At 47.8% G+C, this 16,939-nt stretch carries 21 protein-coding genes and 2 pseudogenes; 9 read left to right on the top strand and 14 right to left on the bottom strand.

The window, feature by feature from the left end; genetic code table 11:
* Window positions 1–157 precede the first annotated feature (157 nt).
* From MKQ70_RS31775 to MKQ70_RS31725, 12 genes and pseudogenes are all read right to left on the bottom strand, one after another.
* Window positions 158–1,429: a lytic transglycosylase domain-containing protein gene (locus MKQ70_RS31775; RefSeq protein WP_248078734.1), complete on the bottom strand. Its 1,272-nt coding sequence runs from the start codon at window positions 1,427–1,429 to the stop codon at window positions 158–160.
* Between the two features lie 35 nt (window positions 1,430–1,464).
* A pseudogene (gene gatA / locus MKQ70_RS31770) lies at window positions 1,465–2,803 on the bottom strand (Asp-tRNA(Asn)/Glu-tRNA(Gln) amidotransferase subunit GatA).
* Between the two features lie 154 nt (window positions 2,804–2,957).
* On the bottom strand, window positions 2,958–3,191 hold the full coding sequence (locus MKQ70_RS31765) for a Sec-independent protein translocase subunit TatA/TatB (protein ID WP_248078732.1): 234 nt from the start codon (window positions 3,189–3,191) through the stop codon (window positions 2,958–2,960).
* Window positions 3,192–3,369: 178 nt separating this feature from the next.
* Window positions 3,370–3,717, bottom strand: a complete 348-nt coding sequence (rplS, locus tag MKQ70_RS31760) for a 50S ribosomal protein L19 (protein WP_248078730.1) — start codon at window positions 3,715–3,717, stop codon at window positions 3,370–3,372.
* Between the two features lie 109 nt (window positions 3,718–3,826).
* Window positions 3,827–4,507: a tRNA (guanosine(37)-N1)-methyltransferase TrmD gene (gene trmD / locus MKQ70_RS31755; RefSeq protein ID WP_248078727.1), complete on the bottom strand. Its 681-nt coding sequence runs from the start codon at window positions 4,505–4,507 to the stop codon at window positions 3,827–3,829.
* Window positions 4,498–4,680, bottom strand: coding sequence for a ribosome maturation factor RimM (locus MKQ70_RS31750; RefSeq protein WP_248078724.1), 183 nt, complete (start codon window positions 4,678–4,680; stop codon window positions 4,498–4,500). The genes trmD and MKQ70_RS31750 overlap by 10 nt, the downstream gene beginning before the upstream one ends.
* Window positions 4,677–5,030 carry a ribosome maturation factor RimM gene (locus tag MKQ70_RS31745; protein ID WP_248078711.1) on the bottom strand — a complete coding sequence of 118 codons (354 nt, stop codon included), beginning with the start codon at window positions 5,028–5,030 and terminating at the stop codon, window positions 4,677–4,679. The genes MKQ70_RS31750 and MKQ70_RS31745 overlap by 4 nt, the downstream gene beginning before the upstream one ends.
* A 77-nt stretch (window positions 5,031–5,107) precedes the next feature.
* Window positions 5,108–5,389 carry a hypothetical protein gene (locus tag MKQ70_RS40235; RefSeq protein ID WP_282456905.1) on the bottom strand — a complete coding sequence of 94 codons (282 nt, stop codon included), beginning with the start codon at window positions 5,387–5,389 and terminating at the stop codon, window positions 5,108–5,110.
* Window positions 5,390–5,702: 313 nt separating this feature from the next.
* The gene (locus MKQ70_RS43525) at window positions 5,703–5,912 is read right to left on the bottom strand and encodes a hypothetical protein (protein ID WP_282456904.1); all 210 of its coding nucleotides are present in this window, start codon (window positions 5,910–5,912) and stop codon (window positions 5,703–5,705) included.
* Complete coding sequence (locus MKQ70_RS31735) at window positions 5,909–6,814, bottom strand: signal recognition particle protein (RefSeq protein ID WP_282456903.1); 906 nt, start codon at window positions 6,812–6,814, stop codon at window positions 5,909–5,911. Before MKQ70_RS31735 ends, MKQ70_RS43525 begins: the two co-directional genes overlap by 4 nt.
* Window positions 6,814–7,032 (bottom strand): signal recognition particle receptor subunit alpha, encoded by a 219-nt coding sequence (locus tag MKQ70_RS43520; protein ID WP_248078708.1) that lies wholly within the window; start codon window positions 7,030–7,032, stop codon window positions 6,814–6,816. Before MKQ70_RS43520 ends, MKQ70_RS31735 begins: the two co-directional genes overlap by 1 nt.
* 142 nt (window positions 7,033–7,174) lie before the next feature.
* Window positions 7,175–8,044, bottom strand: a complete 870-nt coding sequence (locus tag MKQ70_RS31725) for a sigma-70 family RNA polymerase sigma factor (protein ID WP_248078705.1) — start codon at window positions 8,042–8,044, stop codon at window positions 7,175–7,177.
* A 415-nt stretch (window positions 8,045–8,459) separates the two neighbouring features.
* Between MKQ70_RS31725 and MKQ70_RS42960 the strand changes: the two are divergent.
* A pseudogene (locus tag MKQ70_RS42960) lies at window positions 8,460–8,839 on the top strand (START-like domain-containing protein).
* An 11-nt stretch (window positions 8,840–8,850) separates the two neighbouring features.
* Here the strand turns inward: MKQ70_RS42960 and MKQ70_RS31710 are convergent.
* Window positions 8,851–9,462 carry a hypothetical protein gene (locus MKQ70_RS31710; protein WP_248078699.1) on the bottom strand — a complete coding sequence of 204 codons (612 nt, stop codon included), beginning with the start codon at window positions 9,460–9,462 and terminating at the stop codon, window positions 8,851–8,853.
* Between the two features lie 135 nt (window positions 9,463–9,597).
* Here MKQ70_RS31710 and MKQ70_RS31705 point away from each other — a divergent pair, with 135 nt between their 5' ends.
* The 5 genes from MKQ70_RS31705 (at window position 9,598) to MKQ70_RS31685 (ending at window position 13,461) form a co-directional block, all read left to right on the top strand.
* Entirely contained in the window at window positions 9,598–11,040 is a 1,443-nt protein-coding gene (locus MKQ70_RS31705) for an LptF/LptG family permease (protein WP_248078697.1), read from the top strand.
* Between the two features lie 67 nt (window positions 11,041–11,107).
* A complete protein-coding gene (locus MKQ70_RS31700; RefSeq protein ID WP_248078694.1) occupies window positions 11,108–11,566 on the top strand; it encodes a phosphatase PAP2 family protein in 459 nt (152 codons plus the stop codon).
* Window positions 11,535–11,798, top strand: coding sequence for a phosphatase PAP2 family protein (locus MKQ70_RS31695; RefSeq protein WP_248078691.1), 264 nt, complete (start codon window positions 11,535–11,537; stop codon window positions 11,796–11,798). Before MKQ70_RS31700 ends, MKQ70_RS31695 begins: the two co-directional genes overlap by 32 nt.
* Before the next feature lie 24 nt (window positions 11,799–11,822).
* Complete coding sequence (locus MKQ70_RS31690) at window positions 11,823–13,079, top strand: ArnT family glycosyltransferase (RefSeq protein WP_248078688.1); 1,257 nt, start codon at window positions 11,823–11,825, stop codon at window positions 13,077–13,079.
* The gene (locus MKQ70_RS31685; protein WP_248078685.1) at window positions 13,045–13,461 is read left to right on the top strand and encodes a hypothetical protein; all 417 of its coding nucleotides are present in this window, start codon (window positions 13,045–13,047) and stop codon (window positions 13,459–13,461) included. The genes MKQ70_RS31690 and MKQ70_RS31685 overlap by 35 nt, the downstream gene beginning before the upstream one ends.
* A 53-nt stretch (window positions 13,462–13,514) precedes the next feature.
* Here the strand turns inward: MKQ70_RS31685 and MKQ70_RS31680 are convergent, their stop codons facing one another.
* Window positions 13,515–14,240 (bottom strand): superoxide dismutase, encoded by a 726-nt coding sequence (locus MKQ70_RS31680; protein ID WP_248078683.1) that lies wholly within the window; start codon window positions 14,238–14,240, stop codon window positions 13,515–13,517.
* 762 nt (window positions 14,241–15,002) lie between these two features.
* Between MKQ70_RS31680 and MKQ70_RS31675 the strand changes: the two genes are divergently transcribed.
* The 3 genes from MKQ70_RS31675 to MKQ70_RS31665 are packed head-to-tail and all read left to right on the top strand — an operon-like array spanning window position 15,003 to window position 16,867.
* Window positions 15,003–15,809, top strand: coding sequence for a ThiF family adenylyltransferase (locus MKQ70_RS31675; protein ID WP_248078680.1), 807 nt, complete (start codon window positions 15,003–15,005; stop codon window positions 15,807–15,809).
* The gene (locus tag MKQ70_RS31670) at window positions 15,806–16,090 is read left to right on the top strand and encodes a hypothetical protein (protein WP_248078677.1); all 285 of its coding nucleotides are present in this window, start codon (window positions 15,806–15,808) and stop codon (window positions 16,088–16,090) included. Before MKQ70_RS31675 ends, MKQ70_RS31670 begins: the two co-directional genes overlap by 4 nt.
* A gap of 33 nt (window positions 16,091–16,123) precedes the next feature.
* Window positions 16,124–16,867 (top strand): hypothetical protein, encoded by a 744-nt coding sequence (locus tag MKQ70_RS31665; protein ID WP_248078674.1) that lies wholly within the window; start codon window positions 16,124–16,126, stop codon window positions 16,865–16,867.
* Window positions 16,868–16,939 lie beyond the last annotated feature (72 nt).

Here is a 16,939-nt window from a genome sequence, read left to right as displayed (position 1 = left end):
CCGGCTTATTACAAAGATAGAACCGCCGGGGCCCTGAAAATTGATCCAAATGGAGGAAAAATTGTCCAGGATGGAGAAAATTATCGAAGCGGAAGATATACGCATAAAAAAGGGCTGACCATATTGCTGGTCAGCCCTTTTTTATCTCACTAAAAACTTACTTCAGTTTCGGATTGCTAACTGTTGCAGTCTTTGTTGTTGGCTTTTTAGTTGCCGGCTTTTTCTTAGCTACCGGTTTCTTTTTAGCGGCTGCTACCGGCTTTTTAGCCACAGTAGTTTTCGGAGCCGCCGCAGTGGTAGAAGGTTTGGCCACGGGAGCCGGGAATTTGCTGCGATCTACAGAAGATGCTTTGTCGTCCAGCGCAATCTGCAGTGATTCTTTCAGAATTTCTTCTTTCTCTGCCTGGAACTCCTTCATTTTATCTTTCGGGATGCGCAGTTCGTAGCTGTTGTCAGCACCGGCCAGGCTTTCGTAGAAGTTCGGGTTCAGGCGTTGCAGGTCTTCATTCTCGATTTGCAGTTTCTTGGCGATAGCTTCCAGTTTGTATTTACCGGTGATGGTGAATACTACGGTGTTATACAGCTCCTCATCGGTAAGCGGTTTTGCGGGCAATGCCGGGGCCGCAATGGCAACAGGCGTTGGCTTATCGTCGCCTACACCAAAGAAAGTATTGAACCTGTCGAGAATGTAACCGGTAGCGATGAATTTATATACATGATTCCCGGATTCTGCCGGAAGGAAGTACTGGATGCCCCAGAAGTCGTCTCTGCCGCTCATTTTCTGAGCGCGCATTACGCCGCCGGCTCCGCAGTTGTAAGCAGCCACAACCAATAACCAATCGTCGAACTGACCGTTCAGCTCGTTCAAATATTTGGCGGCAGCAACGGTCGATTTGTAGAAATCTTTACGCTCATCTACTTTCTTGCCTACGTTGAGGCCAAAAACGCGGGCGGTAGCGCTCATGAACTGCCAGGCCCCTACAGCGCCCACACGCGAGCGTGCATTGGTGTTAAAGCCAGATTCAATGAGTGCGAGATACTTCATTTCCTCCGGAACACCGTGCTCTTTGAACACTTTTTCGATCATCACAAAGTATGGCTCACTTTTGGTAATCATTACCTGTAAGTGATTGCTGTACCGCGTAGCAAAATCGTTGATGTAACCGGTAACGTAGTGATTGTTTACCTGTTCGTAAACCTTCGGGCTACGGATAGTTGACGGCAAAGATGCCGCTGCCTGTTTTAAAGGCGTTGTTGCGTAAGATGGACGTACGGTGTCCTTGGGTAAATGACCTTTTTTAAGCAATACAGCTGTATCGGCGGCGGCAACCACTTGTTGCGGCGCGATCTCATTTACCCCATCTTTTGCAGATACAGACGCTACGGCGCCCACTATCGGCAATAACATGAGTAAAAAGACTTTCGTCATACGAGTTATATTTTAAAACTATAGTTACTTGTTGCTTATTGCAACAGATTATTGGCTATCTGTAACAAGTGACCTTCGTCAAAGTGCTTCGCTATGATCTGAATCCCATAAGGCATCCCGTTTGAATGCCGTTGTAAAGGTATTGATATCGCAGGAACCCCTGTAAGATTGGCAAGTACCGTATAAATGTCGGCAAGGTACATGGCAATCGGGTCTTCCATTTTTTCTCCGATTTTGAAAGCGGTGCTCGGAACTGTTGGCAATAGGATAGCATCATAACCCGACAAAATCCCGTTCATTTTTCTACCACCATCCGGCGCACTTGTTGCGCTTTGGTGAAGTAAGCGTCGTAATATCCAGCGCTAAGAACGAAAGTCCCTAGCAATATACGCCTTTTTACCTCTTTTCCGAACCCTTCCGACCGGCTTTTTTGTAAAAGTCGTTCAGTTCAAGTCCCCCGGTGGGCGTACGATAACCGTACTTTACACCATCGAACCGCGACAGGTTAGAGCTCGCTTCTGCTGTAGTTAAAACATAATAAGCGGCAACAACGTAGTCAAGGTATTCGAAATCAACCGCTTCCACGGTGTGACCAGCTGCTTTCAGATTGTCAAAGAATTGCTCATAGCCGGCTCTCATCTCCGGGTCCAGACCTTCATGGTCCAATGCATCCCTTAAATACGCGATTTTGTAGGATTTATTGTCTTGAAGATACGATTGATAATCAGGCACATCTGTTTGCGAGGCTGTACTATCATAAGTATCGGGACCCGCGATCACTTGTAGAACCGCGGCTACATCTGCAATATTCCTGCCAAAAATGCCTATCTGATCAAAAGAAGAGGCGTAAGCTATGAGACCGTATCGTGAAATGCGGCCATAGCTTGGCTTCAGCCCGATAATACCACAAAAATCAGCTGGCTGGCGAACGGAACCACCAGTATCGCTTCCCAGGCTTACCAGGCAAAGATCGGCCTGAACGGCCACTGCGGACCCGCCAGACGAACCGCCCGGCACGCGGGTAGTATCCAAAGCGTTCAGCACTTTACCATGGGAGGAATTTTCATTGGTAGACCCCATCGCAAACTCGTCACAATTCAGGTTGCCTATAATGACAGCATCCGCTGCCAGCAGTCGTTCAACAGCTGTAGCGGAATATAAAGAGGTAAAACCTTTCAGAATATTGGAAGCCGCACTTACCTGGTGGTCTTTATAACAAATAACATCCTTGATGCCTGTTACTACACCCGCCAGCGGACCCAGTTTTTCGCCATTCCGGACACGGATATCCGGGGAACGTGCGCGCTCCAGGGCCTCTTCGGCAAAAACTTCAATAAAAGCATTTAGATGACGGAACTGCTCTATGCGCTCCAAATACTGGCGTACGGCATTTTCACAGGTAGTATTTCCGGCATAGAGCGCTTCCTGAAAAGACGATATGCTGCTGAATTCAGACAAACCCAAATCAGTTAAAATCTACAATGGGAGATTTGCAAAAAGAAAAACTCCGGGGAGGAATATTTAAAAATTACTTCTGCTCAGAAGTTGTGTTAGAAGGCTCTTTCATGCCATCCTGGATCTCGTTGCGAACGTTGTTTTTCGCATCGTTGAATTCACGGATACCTTTACCCAGACCACGCATCAGTTCAGGGATTTTCTTACCGCCAAACATCAGCAGTACTACCAGTGCGATCAGCAGAATCTCAGTCATACCCAGGTCCTGGAACAGTAAAAGCGGTGTTTTTGCAACTATTGAAGTCATTTTCTCAGATTTATAACGTTAGCTAACAAAGATAGACATTAAATCGGTTTTTCCGAGTTTATGCACGCACTTTAAGTCTAATTTAAGAAACGCAGAACGCTGCCTTACGACAGCGCCGGACATAAAAGAACGGGAACCCAACGGGCTCCCGTTATCACTAATTTTCCCTGTATATATACTAAACCCTTTTCTCTTTAATACGGGCAGCTTTACCAGCGCGCTCACGCAGGTAGAACAGGCGAGCCCTTCTAACTTTACCTACTTTGTTCAGTACGATAGAGTCAATGTTGGGTGAATACAAAGGCAAAGTTCTTTCAACACCGATACCGTCAGAAATCTTTCTAACAGTGAAGGAAGCTGTAAAGCCTGTACCCTGAATCTTCACCACGTCTCCTTTGAATGACTGGATACGTTCTTTGGTACCTTCAACGATTTTATAGTTAACGGTAACGTTGTCACCGGCTTTAAACTTCGGAAATTGTTTTTTGGCAGTCAGCTGCTCGTGAACAAAAGAAATTGCGTTCATCTTTCAATTATTTAAGGACGGCAAAGGTAAGAAACAATATTCACAACCGGTGATATTTTTGCGAGAAATTTCCCACTTTTTTCTTCTTACCCTTATAATCCATTGGTTATTAATGTTTTTTTAGTAGGTCTGGACGACGTTCCTTCGTCCTTTTCAATGCTTCCTCATGCCGCCACTCATCTATCTTCCGGTGATCGCCGCTCAATAATACCTCCGGTACCTTCCAGCCCCGGAAGTCATCGGGACGGGTATATACCGGCGGGGCGAGCAGGTTATCCTGGAAAGAGTCGAACAGGGCGGAGGTTTCGTCGTTCAGCACGCCGGGCAACAGCCGCCCAATGGCATCCACCAGCACTGCAGCGGCCAATTCGCCGCCCGACAGTACAAAGTCGCCTATGGAGATCTCCATGGTCACAAAATGCTCCCGGAAACGTTCGTCGATGCCTTTGTAGTGGCCGCAGATCATGAGCAGGTTGCCTTTCAGTGATAAGGTGTTGGCCATGCGCTGGTCCAGCGTCTTACCATCTGGTGTCAGGTAAATCACCTCGTCATAGGTCACCTGCTTTTGCAGATCCTCGATAGCGTTTACCAGCGGCTCCATCATCATTACCATGCCGGCGCCGCCGCCAAATTGGTAATCGTCTACCTGGTTATGCTTAAAAGTAGAATACTGGCGCAGATGATGCACGTTTATTTCCAGCAGGCCCTTTGCCTTCGCTCTCTTCAGAATGGAATGTGAAAACGGGCTTTCCAGCAGTTCGGGCAGCACGCTGATGATATCTATTCGCATAATCTGCTATTTATAAATGTCCAGCAAACCTTCGGGCAGGTCCAGTGAACGGTCTGCTCTTTTTTATCGACCTTCCGCAGGGTTTGGTCGTTAATAGGCAGTAACACCTCTTTACCGTCCAAAGTGATCCTCGCCAATACCTGCATAGGCAGTTCGATGATCTCTTCTATCACTCCCAGCGCGCCTTCATGTGCATCCCGGACGTTAAAACCCAATAACGACAAAGGGGCCGAGGAGGCCGTTTGCGCTTTAAAATCAACATCCGACAGGTAAACACCCCGCTGCAGTATTTTACGTGCCGCTTCGGGGTATTTACCCCCTCCAGCTTCACATACACGTTTTCATGGTCCTTCGGTTTGGCTTTTTCCAGGAAATAAGGAATAAAACTATCCTTACGTTCTTCCAGGAATAACACCTCCACTCCCTTCAGGAAAGTTCTTTTCCCGAGGCTGTGTTTAAGGATTACCTCGCCTTCGAGTCCAAAAACGGCAGATATTTTACCTATGCTGAAATAATTACTCATAAAACGGCGGTCGCCAAAAAGCAAAAGGGAGAATTTGCGAGCAAACCTCCCTTTTTGTAATATGTTATCTGTAAAAACTAAGCTTCAGCTTCGCCTTCAGCAGCTGGCTCAGCAGGAGCAGCAGGTGCTTCTTCTACTTTCCTTACAACAGGAGCAGCAACTCTTGCTTTCTTCTGGCTTTCGCGACGTGCAGAAACTTTCTGCTCGTGATCAGCCTGCCATTGCTCGAATTTTTTGTAAGCAGTAGGCTCGTCGAACAGGCCCAGTTTCACACCACGCAGGAGGTGTTTCAGGTACAGTACACCTTTGAAAGAAAGGATTCTTCTAACGGTATCTGTAGGTTGAGCACCTTTCTGCAACCAACGCAGCGCTTTCTCTGTGTCGATGTTGATGGAAGCAGGAACAGTCAGCGGATTGTAAGTTCCAATTTTCTGGATGAACTACCGTCGCGTGGCGCACGCGCATCGGCTACTACGATGAAGTAAAAGGTCTCTTTTTTGCGCCATGTCTCTGTAAACGGATCTTTACTGGCATAAATAAGTCGAATTATTTTTTGCGAGTGAACAAATATTGTTTCTATCGGGCAGCAAATGTAAGTTGAAAATTAATATTTCCCAAAATACAATCGCCATTTTTACAAAATTATCCTGTTCATTTCTGTTCAGGCCGTTCTTAACGTCCCATTCCCATGCCTTTGAAGCCTTTTCCGCCCCCTGGCATTTTGTTCATCATTTTCATCATCTGGCGCATCTGCTCAAACTGCTTCATGAACTGGTTTACGTCCTGTATATCTTTACCGGCGCCTTTCGCAATACGTTTGCGGCGGCTGCCTTCGATCAGGTCCGGATCGGCGCGCTCTGCCGGTGTCATGGAGTTAATCATCGCCTCGATGCCCTTAAAAGCATCGTCGCTGATGTCCGGTCCTTTACCGCCTTGCCTAAACCGGGGATCATACCCAGCAGGTCTTTTAGGCTACCCATTTTTTTGATCTGGCCGAGCTGCTCTTTAAAGTCGTCGAAATCAAATTTATTCTGACGGATCTTTTTCTCAAGTTTCTTCGCCTGCTCCTCGTCGAACTGTGCCTGCGCCCTTTCCACGAGGGTGGTAATATCACCCATGCCCGGGATACGCTGCGCCATACGTTCGGGATAGAACACGTCGAGGGTATCCAGCTTTTCGCCCATGCTCACGAACTTGATGGGCTTCTGTACGGTGTATTTGATGGTCAGCGCCGCACCACCGCGGGTATCACCATCAAGTTTGGTAAGCACTACGCCGGAGAAGTCGAGGCGTTCATTAAACGCTTTGGCGGTGTTAACGGCATCCTGACCGGTCATGGAGTCTACCACGAACAGGATTTCGTGCGGGGCAACAGCCGCTTTCACATTTGCTACCTCGGCCATCATCACCTCATCCACGGCCAAACGGCCGGCGGTATCGATGATAACGACATTGTACCCTTTCGATTTGGCTTCTTTGATCGCATTTTCCGCAATCTGCACCGCATTTTTATTCTCCGGTTCGGAGTATACTTCCACCCCAATCTGACCGCCGAGCACTTTCAGCTGGTCGATCGCCGCCGGGCGGTAAATATCCGCCGCAACCAGCAGGGGTTTCTTATTCTTTTTTGTTTTGAGGAAGTTGGCGAGTTTACCCGAGAAGGTGGTTTTACCAGAACCCTGCAAACCTGCGATCAGGATCACGGTAGGATTTGCCTTCAGCTCCAGTTCCACTTCGGTAGCGCCCATCAGCTCCACCAGCTCGTCCTTCACAATTTTCACCATCAGCTGGCCGGGGAAATGGAAGTAAGTACCTTTTCGCCCTGTGCCTTTTCCTTTACCCTGTCGGTAAAATCCTTGGCTATTTTAAAGTTCACGTCCGCATCCACAAGGGCGCGGCGGATCTCTTTCACAGTGGCTGCTACGTTGATCTCGGAAATGCGTCCTTCACCTTTTAGCTGTTTAAACGCCGAGTCCAGCCTCTCCGATAATGATTCGAACATTGTTTGTGGTTTTATTGTAAGGCTGCCGGTTTGGCGGCAGCACCGGTATTAATGAAAAATGGTGAATATCAGGATATTCACCATTATAAGGTCTGCAAAAATATGTTTTTTCAGAAAGAAAATGCAATTGTGGTACCGCTTATCAGCTGCCAAGGTAATTTCTCAGCAGTTTGCTGCGGGAAGTAGTACGCAGTTTAGTGATTGCCTTGTCTTTAATCTGGCGCACCCTTTCACGGGTAAGGCCAAACTTTTCGCCGATATCTTCCAGTGACATCGGATGCTCTACAGCAATACCGAAGTACAGGATAATCACGTCTTTCTGACGATCGGTAAGCGTAGACAGTGAGCGCTCAATTTCGCGGCGGAGAGAGTCGTGGTGGTCCAGTTCCTCATCGGCGCTGGAGGCATTCGGATTTTCGAGTACGTCCAGCAGGGAGTTGTCTTCACCATCAATGAAAGGCGCATCCATAGATACGTGACGGGCGGCAACGCCGAGCGTGGCTTCTACTTCTTCTGTATTGATTTCCAGGATAGTAGCCAGTTCGTCCGGAGACGGCTCGCGTTCAAATTCCTGTTCGAGTTGAGAATATGCCTTACTGATTTTGTTGGAAAGACCAACTTTGTTCAGCGGTAAACGTACAATGCGGGATTGCTCTGCCAGAGCCTGGAGAATCGACTGGCGAATCCACCATACAGCGTAAGAAATGAATTTAAAACCGCGGGTTTCGTCGAAGCGCTGTGCGGCTTTGATAAGGCCGAGGTTGCCTTCGTTAATCAGATCGGAGAGGGACAGCCCCTGGTTCTGATACTGTTTGGCAACGGATACAACGAAACGCAGGTTAGCTTTGGTCAGTTTCTCTAAAGCCCGCTGGTCGCCCTGTTTGATGCGGATCGCCAGGTTCACCTCCTCTTCGGGTGTAATTAAATCTACTTTACCAATCTCCTGAAGATATTTCTCCAGCGACTGGGACTCCCTGTTGGTAATAGATTTGGTGATTTTTAGTTGGCGCATTGACATAGCAAACGGAACAGTTACAGGTTAATAAAATGTTAACTTTAGAAGAATGCTGAACAAAAATAACTTTTTTAGACGTCACCCAAAAAAATATTGTCTCTTTAGACCTTTTTCAATCAAAATCGATTGAAGCTTGTTTTTTCTGCAAACGCACGGCTGAATTCGTTTACAGTAAAGGAGGGGATTGGTCAACATTGCTTACTACACGCAATTTACGGATTAAGTGTATATACTCCGTTTATCGCGTTTAGAAATCTTTAACTATAAGAGAAAAGGGTAATATCAGGTGATAAATTCGCAGTGAAAATGAGTGACTTATTATCTTAAAAAAATTCAAAAATAATTTTGATAGACTAAATATTTTTCTATAATTGCAACATAGATGAATTTGATCTTTTAATAAATCCGAGCAATGTCAAAGAAAGTGCAATATGAGTTAGAATATCCGGTACGGTGCTCTCCAAGTATCTTATATGAATTTCTATCGACCCCCGCTGGTCTCCGTGAATGGTTCGCGGACAAAGTAGATTTCAGGGATAATGTTTTTCCTTCTCCTGGAATGGTTCTGCAGAAGAAGCGGAAGTATTGGAGCAGGAGGAAGAAGAGTTCATCCGTTTACACTGGCTGCATGCCCCCAAAGAAGAATTTTTTGAGTTCCGCATCCGCATCTCGGACGTTACCAACCAGACAATTCTGATCATCAAGGATTTTGCAGAAAAGAAGGAAGTAGCGGACCAGAGCCAGCTATGGGATTACCAGATTAAAGACCTTTTCCACCGCATCGGCAACTGATTTTAACCTGACTACGACCACTCATCCAGCAGGCCCAGCAGCGTTGTATAATCGTTCTCCGCGCCTGGTAATAAGTTTTCCCACAAATCGAGTTCATAACGTTTTGCGAACTTCACAAAAGGCCGCCCGAGAATGTTATTTTCCCATACCTGTAAAGGTAGTTCCCCTACAGGCCGGTAATTATCTTCTTCAAAATGGTGCTCCCACGGACTTTCGTTTACGCAGATGAAAAACCCGTTAGCCGCCAGCAATTCCCTGGCTGCGAGCAGACTTTTCTCGTACTTTATCTTTTCATCCCCCGCTAAATGCAGCGTACAGCTGAAAAAACGTCCCCACCAGAACATGGTGCGGAATGCGAAGATGCTATGCCCGGCGAAACTCCGCGGATAGTCGAGTATCACATACGGCAGATCGCGGTAACGCTCTCCTTTGGATATTTTAGCGCCCCGTTGCAGGCAGCCCTCCGGAAACGGAAAGGAGGCCGTGCACGGATGCGCCGCCAGCCGCTCGTGCAGCGCACCAAACATCGTATACACCTTGTCCGTAATAACCAGTTTCTGAAAAATCCAATCAGCATTGGTGACGATATTCCGCTCCTGCGGTGTTAACCCAAATTGCTCCATAGTTTTGTCCGAAATAAATTAACGGTATTTTAGCTTTCTGTACACGCTCCTTGGAGGATTCGTGTTAACTTTGTGATCGCAAAAATAGCCTATTGCGGCCGGCTTTCATGCCACCGCCCAAACATAAACAGACTGGTGAAGAAACTCGACAAACTGATCATAAAAGCCTTCCTGGGCCCGTTCATCGCTACATTTTTTGTAACGCTGTTCGTGCTGATCATGCAATTTCTCTGGAAATACATCGACGACCTGGTAGGTAAAGGCCTGGAAACCACGGTGATCTTACAGCTGCTGCTGTACACCACCACCAGTCTCGTACCACTGGCCCTCCCGCTGGCGGTACTCCTGTCTTCCATCATGACCTTCGGTAACCTGGGCGAGAGTTTTGAACTGGTAGCGATCAAATCGGCCGGCATTTCCCTGCTGCGTTTTATCCGCCCCCTGCTCATCGTATGTATGGGCATCGCCCTGTTCGCCTTCCTGTTTTCGAATTATGTGATTCCGGTCGCCAACCTCAAATCCAAATCATTGCTGTGGCGCATCACCAATTCCAAACCAGCCTTTAACATCAAGCCCGGTGTGTTTTATACGGAAATCAACGGTTATACGATTAAGGTAGCCAGCAAGGACCCCGACAATAAAACCATTCACCAGGTAATGATCTACGACCAGAATGGTGGTGGCGGGTACGACAACCTCACCATGGCCGAAAAAGGCGTGATGCAGATTTCGGACGATAAACGCTTCCTGTACTTCATCCTGGAAAATGGCTGGCGGTACGAGGAGCGCAGTAATGGCACGTCCACAGAAAAAAACCAGCTGGTGCGCCAGGGTTTTAAGCGATACAAGAAAGCATTTGACCTCAGCGAGTTCGCACTTAACAGTACGGACGAAGAGAACTTTAAGGATAACCAGCAGATGCTGAATGTACGGCAGCTGGACATAGCCATCGACTCCCTGCAAAAAGTGGAAAAGGGCTACCAGCAAAGGGTAAACGCTTATGTAAGTTCACGATATGGCTTTTACCGCTGGAAAGATACCGGCTGGATGGAAAAGCCACCCGCTTTGAAAGCCGACAGCTTCATGCAGATAATACCGGAGAAAGATCGGCGTTATACACTGGACAGGGCAGAACAGAGTATCCGCGAGGCGCAGACGAACATTGGTTCGCTGGCATCAGAGTTTAAAGAACAACATGGCAAGGTGCTGTTGCACAAAGTAGAGTGGCAGCGTAAGTTTACCCTGGCCTTTGCCTGTGTAGTATTGTTCCTCATTGGTGCGCCGCTGGGCTCCATTATCCGCAAAGGCGGATTGGGTACCCCTCTTGTATTTGCGGTGATTTTCTTTGTGGTATTCAATATTTTCTTTATGATTGGGGAGAAAATGGCCCGCGGTGGTGTGATGATGACCTGGAGCGGTATGTGGCTTTCCAATATAGTACTGATGCCGATTGCCGCGTTCCTTGTATACAAGGCAATGAACGATTCCCAGTTATTCAACAAGGAATTCTATTTCCGTTCATGGCAAAAGATCAAAAAAATTTATAACAGTAAACGACAGCTTAAAATAGAAGAATAGACTTTAGAGATTGACTTAGAGGCGTACGAGCAAAAACCTACAACCTACAACTGAAAAACGCTCTACCTTGAAAACACTGGTAACACTGGTGCGGGAAAACTCATATTTCTTCCTGCCCTTTATGCTCTGGCTGGCCATTGGCGGCACATTGCAAATGATGTTCTTTACGAAAGAGGAACTATTTTTAGGGATCAACCAGGCGCATGCGCCCATTGGAGATTACTTCTTTTCGGTTTTCACCTGGCTGGGCGATGGCTGGGCATTTGGCATCCTGCTGGCCGTATTGCTGGTGATGCGCAAATGGAAACTGTTCCTGATGGGAGGACTTACCCTGCTGATGGTTGCACTGATCGTGCAGCTGATCAAACACCATATGGGTGCTCCGCGCCCGATGGCGTATTTTGAGGACACGAGTCTGATTCACACCGTATCCACGGGTACGGGTGCACAAATCGCTAAGCTTCCCGTCCGGACACACCGCCACCGCCTTTGGCATGTTCTGCTTCCTGGCACTGGCGCTGCGTAACAAAACGCTGGCAGCCGTAGCCTTCGTACTGGCGTTAACAGCGGCCTGGTCACGCATCTACCTGGCCCAGCACTTTTTTGAGGATGTTTACATTGGCAGTATTATCGGAACAGGCAGCTGCCTGGCCATATTTACCGCCTTCGAATTAATAAAAGGAAGAACTCCGAGTTCCGGCTGTATCAGCAACCAGGCACCGGGCATTCCGACCGGCACGCTCAACGCAACGGCCTAACGCTTTTTTAAATACGAATCCTTCATGAAGTACCTGTTGATTGCCCTGGTGGCCGCTTTGCTTTTCATTCCTTTCTTGGGCGCAGTACATCTGTTTGACTGGGACGAAATCAATTTTGCCGAGGCTGCCCGGGAAATGATTGCCACTGGTAACTACACCCAGGTGCAGATCGACTTCCGCCCCTTCTGGGAAAAGCCGCCATTGTTTATCTGGCTGCAGGTGCTGAGCATGAAAGCCTTTGGCGTAAATGAATTCGCTGCCCGCTTTCCCAACGCTATGGTAGGTATCGCTACCCTGCTCAGCTTCTTTGCTATCGGCAAAAAGCTGGTCGACGAAAAGTTTGCCTGGTGGTGGACGCTTGTGTACGCAGGGTCCTGGCTGCCCCATTTCTATTTTAAGTCGGGCATCATTGATCCCACTTTTAACCTGTTCATTTTCCTTTCTGTATATTTTGCCTACCGAATCAACTGGAGCGGCAAGCCTTTACGTATGGCTATCCTGAGCGGCGCCATGCTCGGACTCGCGGTACTTACGAAAGGGCCGGCCGCGATCATCATCTGCGTGCTGTGCCTCCTCTCCTACTGGATACTCAATAAATTCCGCATTGGAATTAAATGGATACACCTGCTGCTGATCACTGTATTTGCAGCGCTGATCCCCGCCCTGTGGTTCGGTTACGAGATTATTTCGCACGGCTGGTGGTTCGTGAACGAGTTCCTCGTTTACCAGGTACGCCTGTTCAGCACCCCGGATGCGGGTCATGGCGGTTCGTTTTTTTACCACTGGATCGTGTTGCTGGTCGGCTGTTTCCCTGCAAGCATATTTTTACTGGGCTGGATCCGTGGCCGCCGCAGCGGTAAATCGATCTATACCAGCGAGGGTACAGAATTAAAAGATCTGAAAAGATGGATGTGGATACTGTTTTTCGTGGTGCTCCTGCTCTTCTCGATCGTTACCACCAAAATCGTACACTACTCGTCACTCTGCTACTTCCCGCTGAGTTTCCTGGCCGCGCTGTTTGTATACCGCCTGGCCGAAGGTAAACTGAGTTTGCGCAAATGGCAGGTGGGCCTGCTGATCTTTATCGGTTGCTTACTCGGACTGCTCATTGCCCTGCTGCCGCTGGTAGGGTTATACAAAGCCGAACTGATCCCGCACATTGGCGATAAGTTTGCCCGTGCGAACCTGGAAGCGGATGTGCCCGAGTTTTGCAGAAACAGGCTTCGGACTGTTTTACATCGTAGCTGTGATCGTGGGTGGCGTGCTGTTGCTGCGCAATAAAATCAAACCGGCGTTGTTCACCCTGTTCTTCAGTTCGCTGATATTGATACAGGTAACCATGGCGCACTTTGTACCAAAAGTTGAATTGTACTCGCAGAACGCAGCGATCGAATACTTCAAATCCTTTGCAGGTAAAGATGTATACGTATATCCGCTGAACTATCATAGCTACGCGCACCTGTTTTACTCCCGGAAACAGCCGCACAGCAATCCGCACCAGTATGATAAAGAGTGGCTGCTCACGGGGCCGATGGATAAACCGGTATACTTCATCTGCCGCATCAATCATAAAGACAAATACATTCACCACCCGAGCCTGAGCTCACCGGTGAAAAGAACGGCTTCGTGTTCTTTAAACGCAAGTTTTAAAATATCGACATAAAAAAGCCCCCTGCCACATTCCGCGTCAGGGGGCTTTGTATTTTAACGAAGCGGTTACTTAATCGCCGCTTCGTAGCGTTTTTCTACTTCCGCCCAGTTTACTACGTTCCAGAAGGCTGCAATGTAGTCAGGGCGCTTGTTCTGGTACTTCAGGTAGTAAGCGTGTTCCCATACGTCGAGGCCCATGATAGGCGTACCCGCTTCTTTCACGATCTGTGTCATGAGGGGATTGTCCTGGTTAGGCGTAGATGTGATGGCAAGTGATTTATCCTTTTTCACAATGAGCCATGCCCAGCCGGAGCCGAAAACACCTTTGGCGGCATCGTTGAATTTGGTCTGCAGCTGCTCCCAGGGGCCGAGCGAAGCTTCTAACGCTTTCGCAAATTTAGCGGAGGGAGAAGTGCGCTTCGCACCGAGAATAGTCCAGAAAAGGCTATGGTTATAGTGACCACCGCCATTGTTGCGGATGGCTTTGTCCTTTTCCGTCACCTTAGCGAGGATTTGCTCCAGGCTGAGAGAAGCGAAGGGCGTACCCGGCAGGGCGTCGTTCAGGTTCTTCACATAGGCGGCGTGGTGCTTATCGTGGTGGATCTCCATCGTCATTTTATCGATGCTCGGCTCCAGTGCGCCATAGGCGTAGGGCAGCTCGGGCAGGGTAAAAGGCGCTTTCTGATCAAGAATAGCGGCGCCCGTGGCAGGCTGGGCAAATAAGCCTTTGGGACTTACCACCGCAGCGGCGCCCGCAATACCTGCAATTTTGAGAAATTCTCTTTTATCCATATTAAAGGCTATTAAAGCATGTTGATATTACAAATCTAAAGGATCAGGCAGTTCTATGCACAAATTTTACACCAATCATTCGAAACGCATCATAAATTAATTCATGATTAAACCCACTAAGAATTTAACCCATATTCGCTTTTATTGTTATAATTACAAGAAATCTAATAGAATATTATAGTATAATTTGAAATTAATTGCTATTTTACTTTATCATTCTTGTGTAGCAGTTAAGTTTTTAATCGATTTTAGCAATGAAGCTATTTGTCCCTGGTGAAGCCTACTACATAACCTATGGTAGTAGTACACCTAATTGTTTCAACTGTTTTAACCATTTCTTGCCTCAGCAGCAGGTTACGAGCGTTATTAGCCGTGCTCAGGAGTTGAAACCTGATGATCGCTTTCCCCGGGCATTCGATAATAGGTCGTTTGTTTACTCTTCTTGTGATTGTTAAGACTTTGATTTGCTCTTATTAATTAATACAACAACATCAGCGATTAACGCCGCAGCGGTTATCGCACCAATATTTTATTCTTAAGATTTTAGCGCGTAGTGCTAACACACTGCGCTGTGATAAAGAGCGGTATACATTCCGTTTTTTAACCATTTATATTTAAATTATAAATGGCCGCTCATAAGGCGGTGATAAATCGAAAAGAGTAATAGTTTTGGAATAATTCTGGGAGCGTTAGATTAGCCCAATTTAGTAAAACGTAAGAGCATAACATATTATTAAGATAAAAGCGCCGCAAGGCAGTAAGATGATCCAGAATCGCGTCAACAGAGACAAACACCAAGAGCTTGGATACACCCCGGCATTTTACCGCCTGGGGAATACCGCACAGAAACAGGCCCTGATTACCTTGCTCGAACAGCAGGAGGAGATTCATGTATACGATGAATTGGACGTCCAACTGAGGGAACTGGTTAAAATCCAACATCCCACCAAAAGACTTACACCGGAGGAAATTACCGCGCTGGTGGCAGACAAGCTCGGCGATACACCCACCGAAGCCTATGGCGTATGGGTATATTATCCCTGGGCGCGCCGCGTTGTGCATATTGTAGACGAGGCCGAGTTTATAGAACTCCGCACCGCCCGTAACATGCAGAAAATCACCAAAGAAGAGCGCGACCTGCTGTCCACAAAAAAACTGGCGATCATCGGCCTTTCCGTTGGGCAGTCCATCGCCCTTACCCCGGTCATGGAGCGCCTGTGCGGCGAACTGCGCCTGGCAGACTTCGATGCATTGGAACTATCTAACATGAACCGGATCAGGACGGGCATCCATAACCTGAACATCCCGAAAGTGGTGATTGCCGCCAGGGAAATAGTAGAACTGGACCCCTTCATTAAAGTCACCTGCTTTAACGAAGGCGCCACCGACGACAACCTCGACGATATACTCGGAGGCTCCGATCTGCTCATAGAAGAATGCGACGGCATCGATATAAAAATTATCAGCCGCATTAAGGCCAAGGCCATGAAACTGCCGGTAGTGATGGAAATGAACGATCGGGGCATGCTGGATATTGAGCGGTACGACTGGACCCGGAATACCCGATGATGCACGGACTTATCCCGGATATTGATGTAAAAACACTGAAAAACCTGTCTAATGAGGAAAAAGTACCGATCCTTGGTCCTATGGTAGACATGCATAATATGTCGCCGAGGATGAAGCAATCACTCGCTGAAATAGGAAAAACCATTACGACATGGCCCCAACTGGCCTCTTCTGTCGTTTTAGGAGGGGCAATGGTTGCGGATACCGTGCGCCGGATCCTTTTAGGCCAGCTTACCGCTTCGGGAAGATACTATGTAGACTTCGAACAGATAATCAAATAACATCTCGCGCATTAATAATTAAACGAGCAACCAATGAGTTTTACGATCAAGGTAAGAGCTTTTATTGCGCCAGAAGACCCGGAAGCCTGTATGCGCTTTTATGAAGGGCATACTAAGCTACTGGAAATTCACTTCGGCATTGCCAAGATCACTTCTGGCAATGTTGACTGGCTGCAACACAAAAACACCATCGTAGTGATAGTGGAAGATGAAACAGGGGAGAAAACCTATGGTGGCGCACGTGTGCAGCTGGCAGACGGCGTGATACCCTTACCCATTGAAACCGCTATCGGCAAATACGATCCGAAGATTTATGCGGACGTACACCGGGGCAGCGCCGAAATTTGCGGCATGTGGAACTCCAAGGAGGTTGCCGGCATGGGTATTGGTAGCCTGATCCTTTCCCGCGTATGCGTGGCGCTGATGACGCAGCTGCCGGTAGACCGGGTTCACGTATTGTGTGCTCCCATTACCACCCGCATGGCGCGCAGGGTGGGTGCGGTCATCGATACCTCGCTGGGAAATGAAGGCACCTTCTATTACCCGAAAGATGATTTCATTGCTACCGCCATGGTGATTAACGACCTGCATGTACTGCAAACGGCCGATGAGTCAGAAAAAACACTGATTCGCGAACTGCGCAGGCAGCCTAACCAGGTAAGAACAGAAACCGGTCCCAAAGGCATATTTGAAGTATATTACCAGCTGGATGTAAGCAGCTATGAAGATGATGCCGCTAAAGTGGAAGACACCGTAAGCGATAAAAAAGACGCCTGATATCCCCCGCCCTGTTCTGAACATGCCAACGTACTGCCAGTATTGTGAAACAATATTGGCAGAAATCCATAA

Origin of the sequence: Chitinophaga sedimenti, assembly GCF_023156195.1 — a bacterium.
GTDB classification, from domain to species: Bacteria; Bacteroidota; Bacteroidia; order Chitinophagales; family Chitinophagaceae; genus Chitinophaga; species Chitinophaga sedimenti.
This window is presented reverse-complemented; position numbering and strand designations above follow the sequence as displayed.

What these genes read in the sequence shown, in the direction of transcription:
- MKQ70_RS31775 (WP_248078734.1), bottom strand. Translation starts at nt 1,429, where the DNA reads ATGACGAAAGTCTTTTTACTCATGTTATTGCCGATAGTGGGCGCCGTA.
- MKQ70_RS31765 (WP_248078732.1), bottom strand. Translation starts at nt 3,191, where the DNA reads ATGACTTCAATAGTTGCAAAAACACCGCTTTTACTGTTCCAGGACCTG.
- rplS (WP_248078730.1), bottom strand. Translation starts at nt 3,717, where the DNA reads ATGAACGCAATTTCTTTTGTTCACGAGCAGCTGACTGCCAAAAAACAA.
- trmD (WP_248078727.1), bottom strand. Translation starts at nt 4,507, where the DNA reads ATGCGAATAGATATCATCAGCGTGCTGCCCGAACTGCTGGAAAGCCCG.
- MKQ70_RS31745 (WP_248078711.1), bottom strand. Translation starts at nt 5,030, where the DNA reads ATGAGTAATTATTTCAGCATAGGTAAAATATCTGCCGTTTTTGGACTC.
- MKQ70_RS43525 (WP_282456904.1), bottom strand. Translation starts at nt 5,912, where the DNA reads ATGATTAACTCCATGACACCGGCAGAGCGCGCCGATCCGGACCTGATC.
- MKQ70_RS31735 (WP_282456903.1), bottom strand. Translation starts at nt 6,814, where the DNA reads ATGGTGAAAATTGTGAAGGACGAGCTGGTGGAGCTGATGGGCGCTACC.
- MKQ70_RS43520 (WP_248078708.1), bottom strand. Translation starts at nt 7,032, where the DNA reads ATGTTCGAATCATTATCGGAGAGGCTGGACTCGGCGTTTAAACAGCTA.
- MKQ70_RS31725 (WP_248078705.1), bottom strand. Translation starts at nt 8,044, where the DNA reads ATGCGCCAACTAAAAATCACCAAATCTATTACCAACAGGGAGTCCCAG.
- MKQ70_RS31710 (WP_248078699.1), bottom strand. Translation starts at nt 9,462, where the DNA reads ATGGAGCAATTTGGGTTAACACCGCAGGAGCGGAATATCGTCACCAAT.
- MKQ70_RS31695 (WP_248078691.1), top strand. Translation starts at nt 11,535, where the DNA reads ATGTTCTGCTTCCTGGCACTGGCGCTGCGTAACAAAACGCTGGCAGCC.
- MKQ70_RS31690 (WP_248078688.1), top strand. Translation starts at nt 11,823, where the DNA reads ATGAAGTACCTGTTGATTGCCCTGGTGGCCGCTTTGCTTTTCATTCCT.
- MKQ70_RS31680 (WP_248078683.1), bottom strand. Translation starts at nt 14,240, where the DNA reads ATGGATAAAAGAGAATTTCTCAAAATTGCAGGTATTGCGGGCGCCGCT.
- MKQ70_RS31675 (WP_248078680.1), top strand. Translation starts at nt 15,003, where the DNA reads ATGATCCAGAATCGCGTCAACAGAGACAAACACCAAGAGCTTGGATAC.
- MKQ70_RS31670 (WP_248078677.1), top strand. Translation starts at nt 15,806, where the DNA reads ATGATGCACGGACTTATCCCGGATATTGATGTAAAAACACTGAAAAAC.
- MKQ70_RS31665 (WP_248078674.1), top strand. Translation starts at nt 16,124, where the DNA reads ATGAGTTTTACGATCAAGGTAAGAGCTTTTATTGCGCCAGAAGACCCG.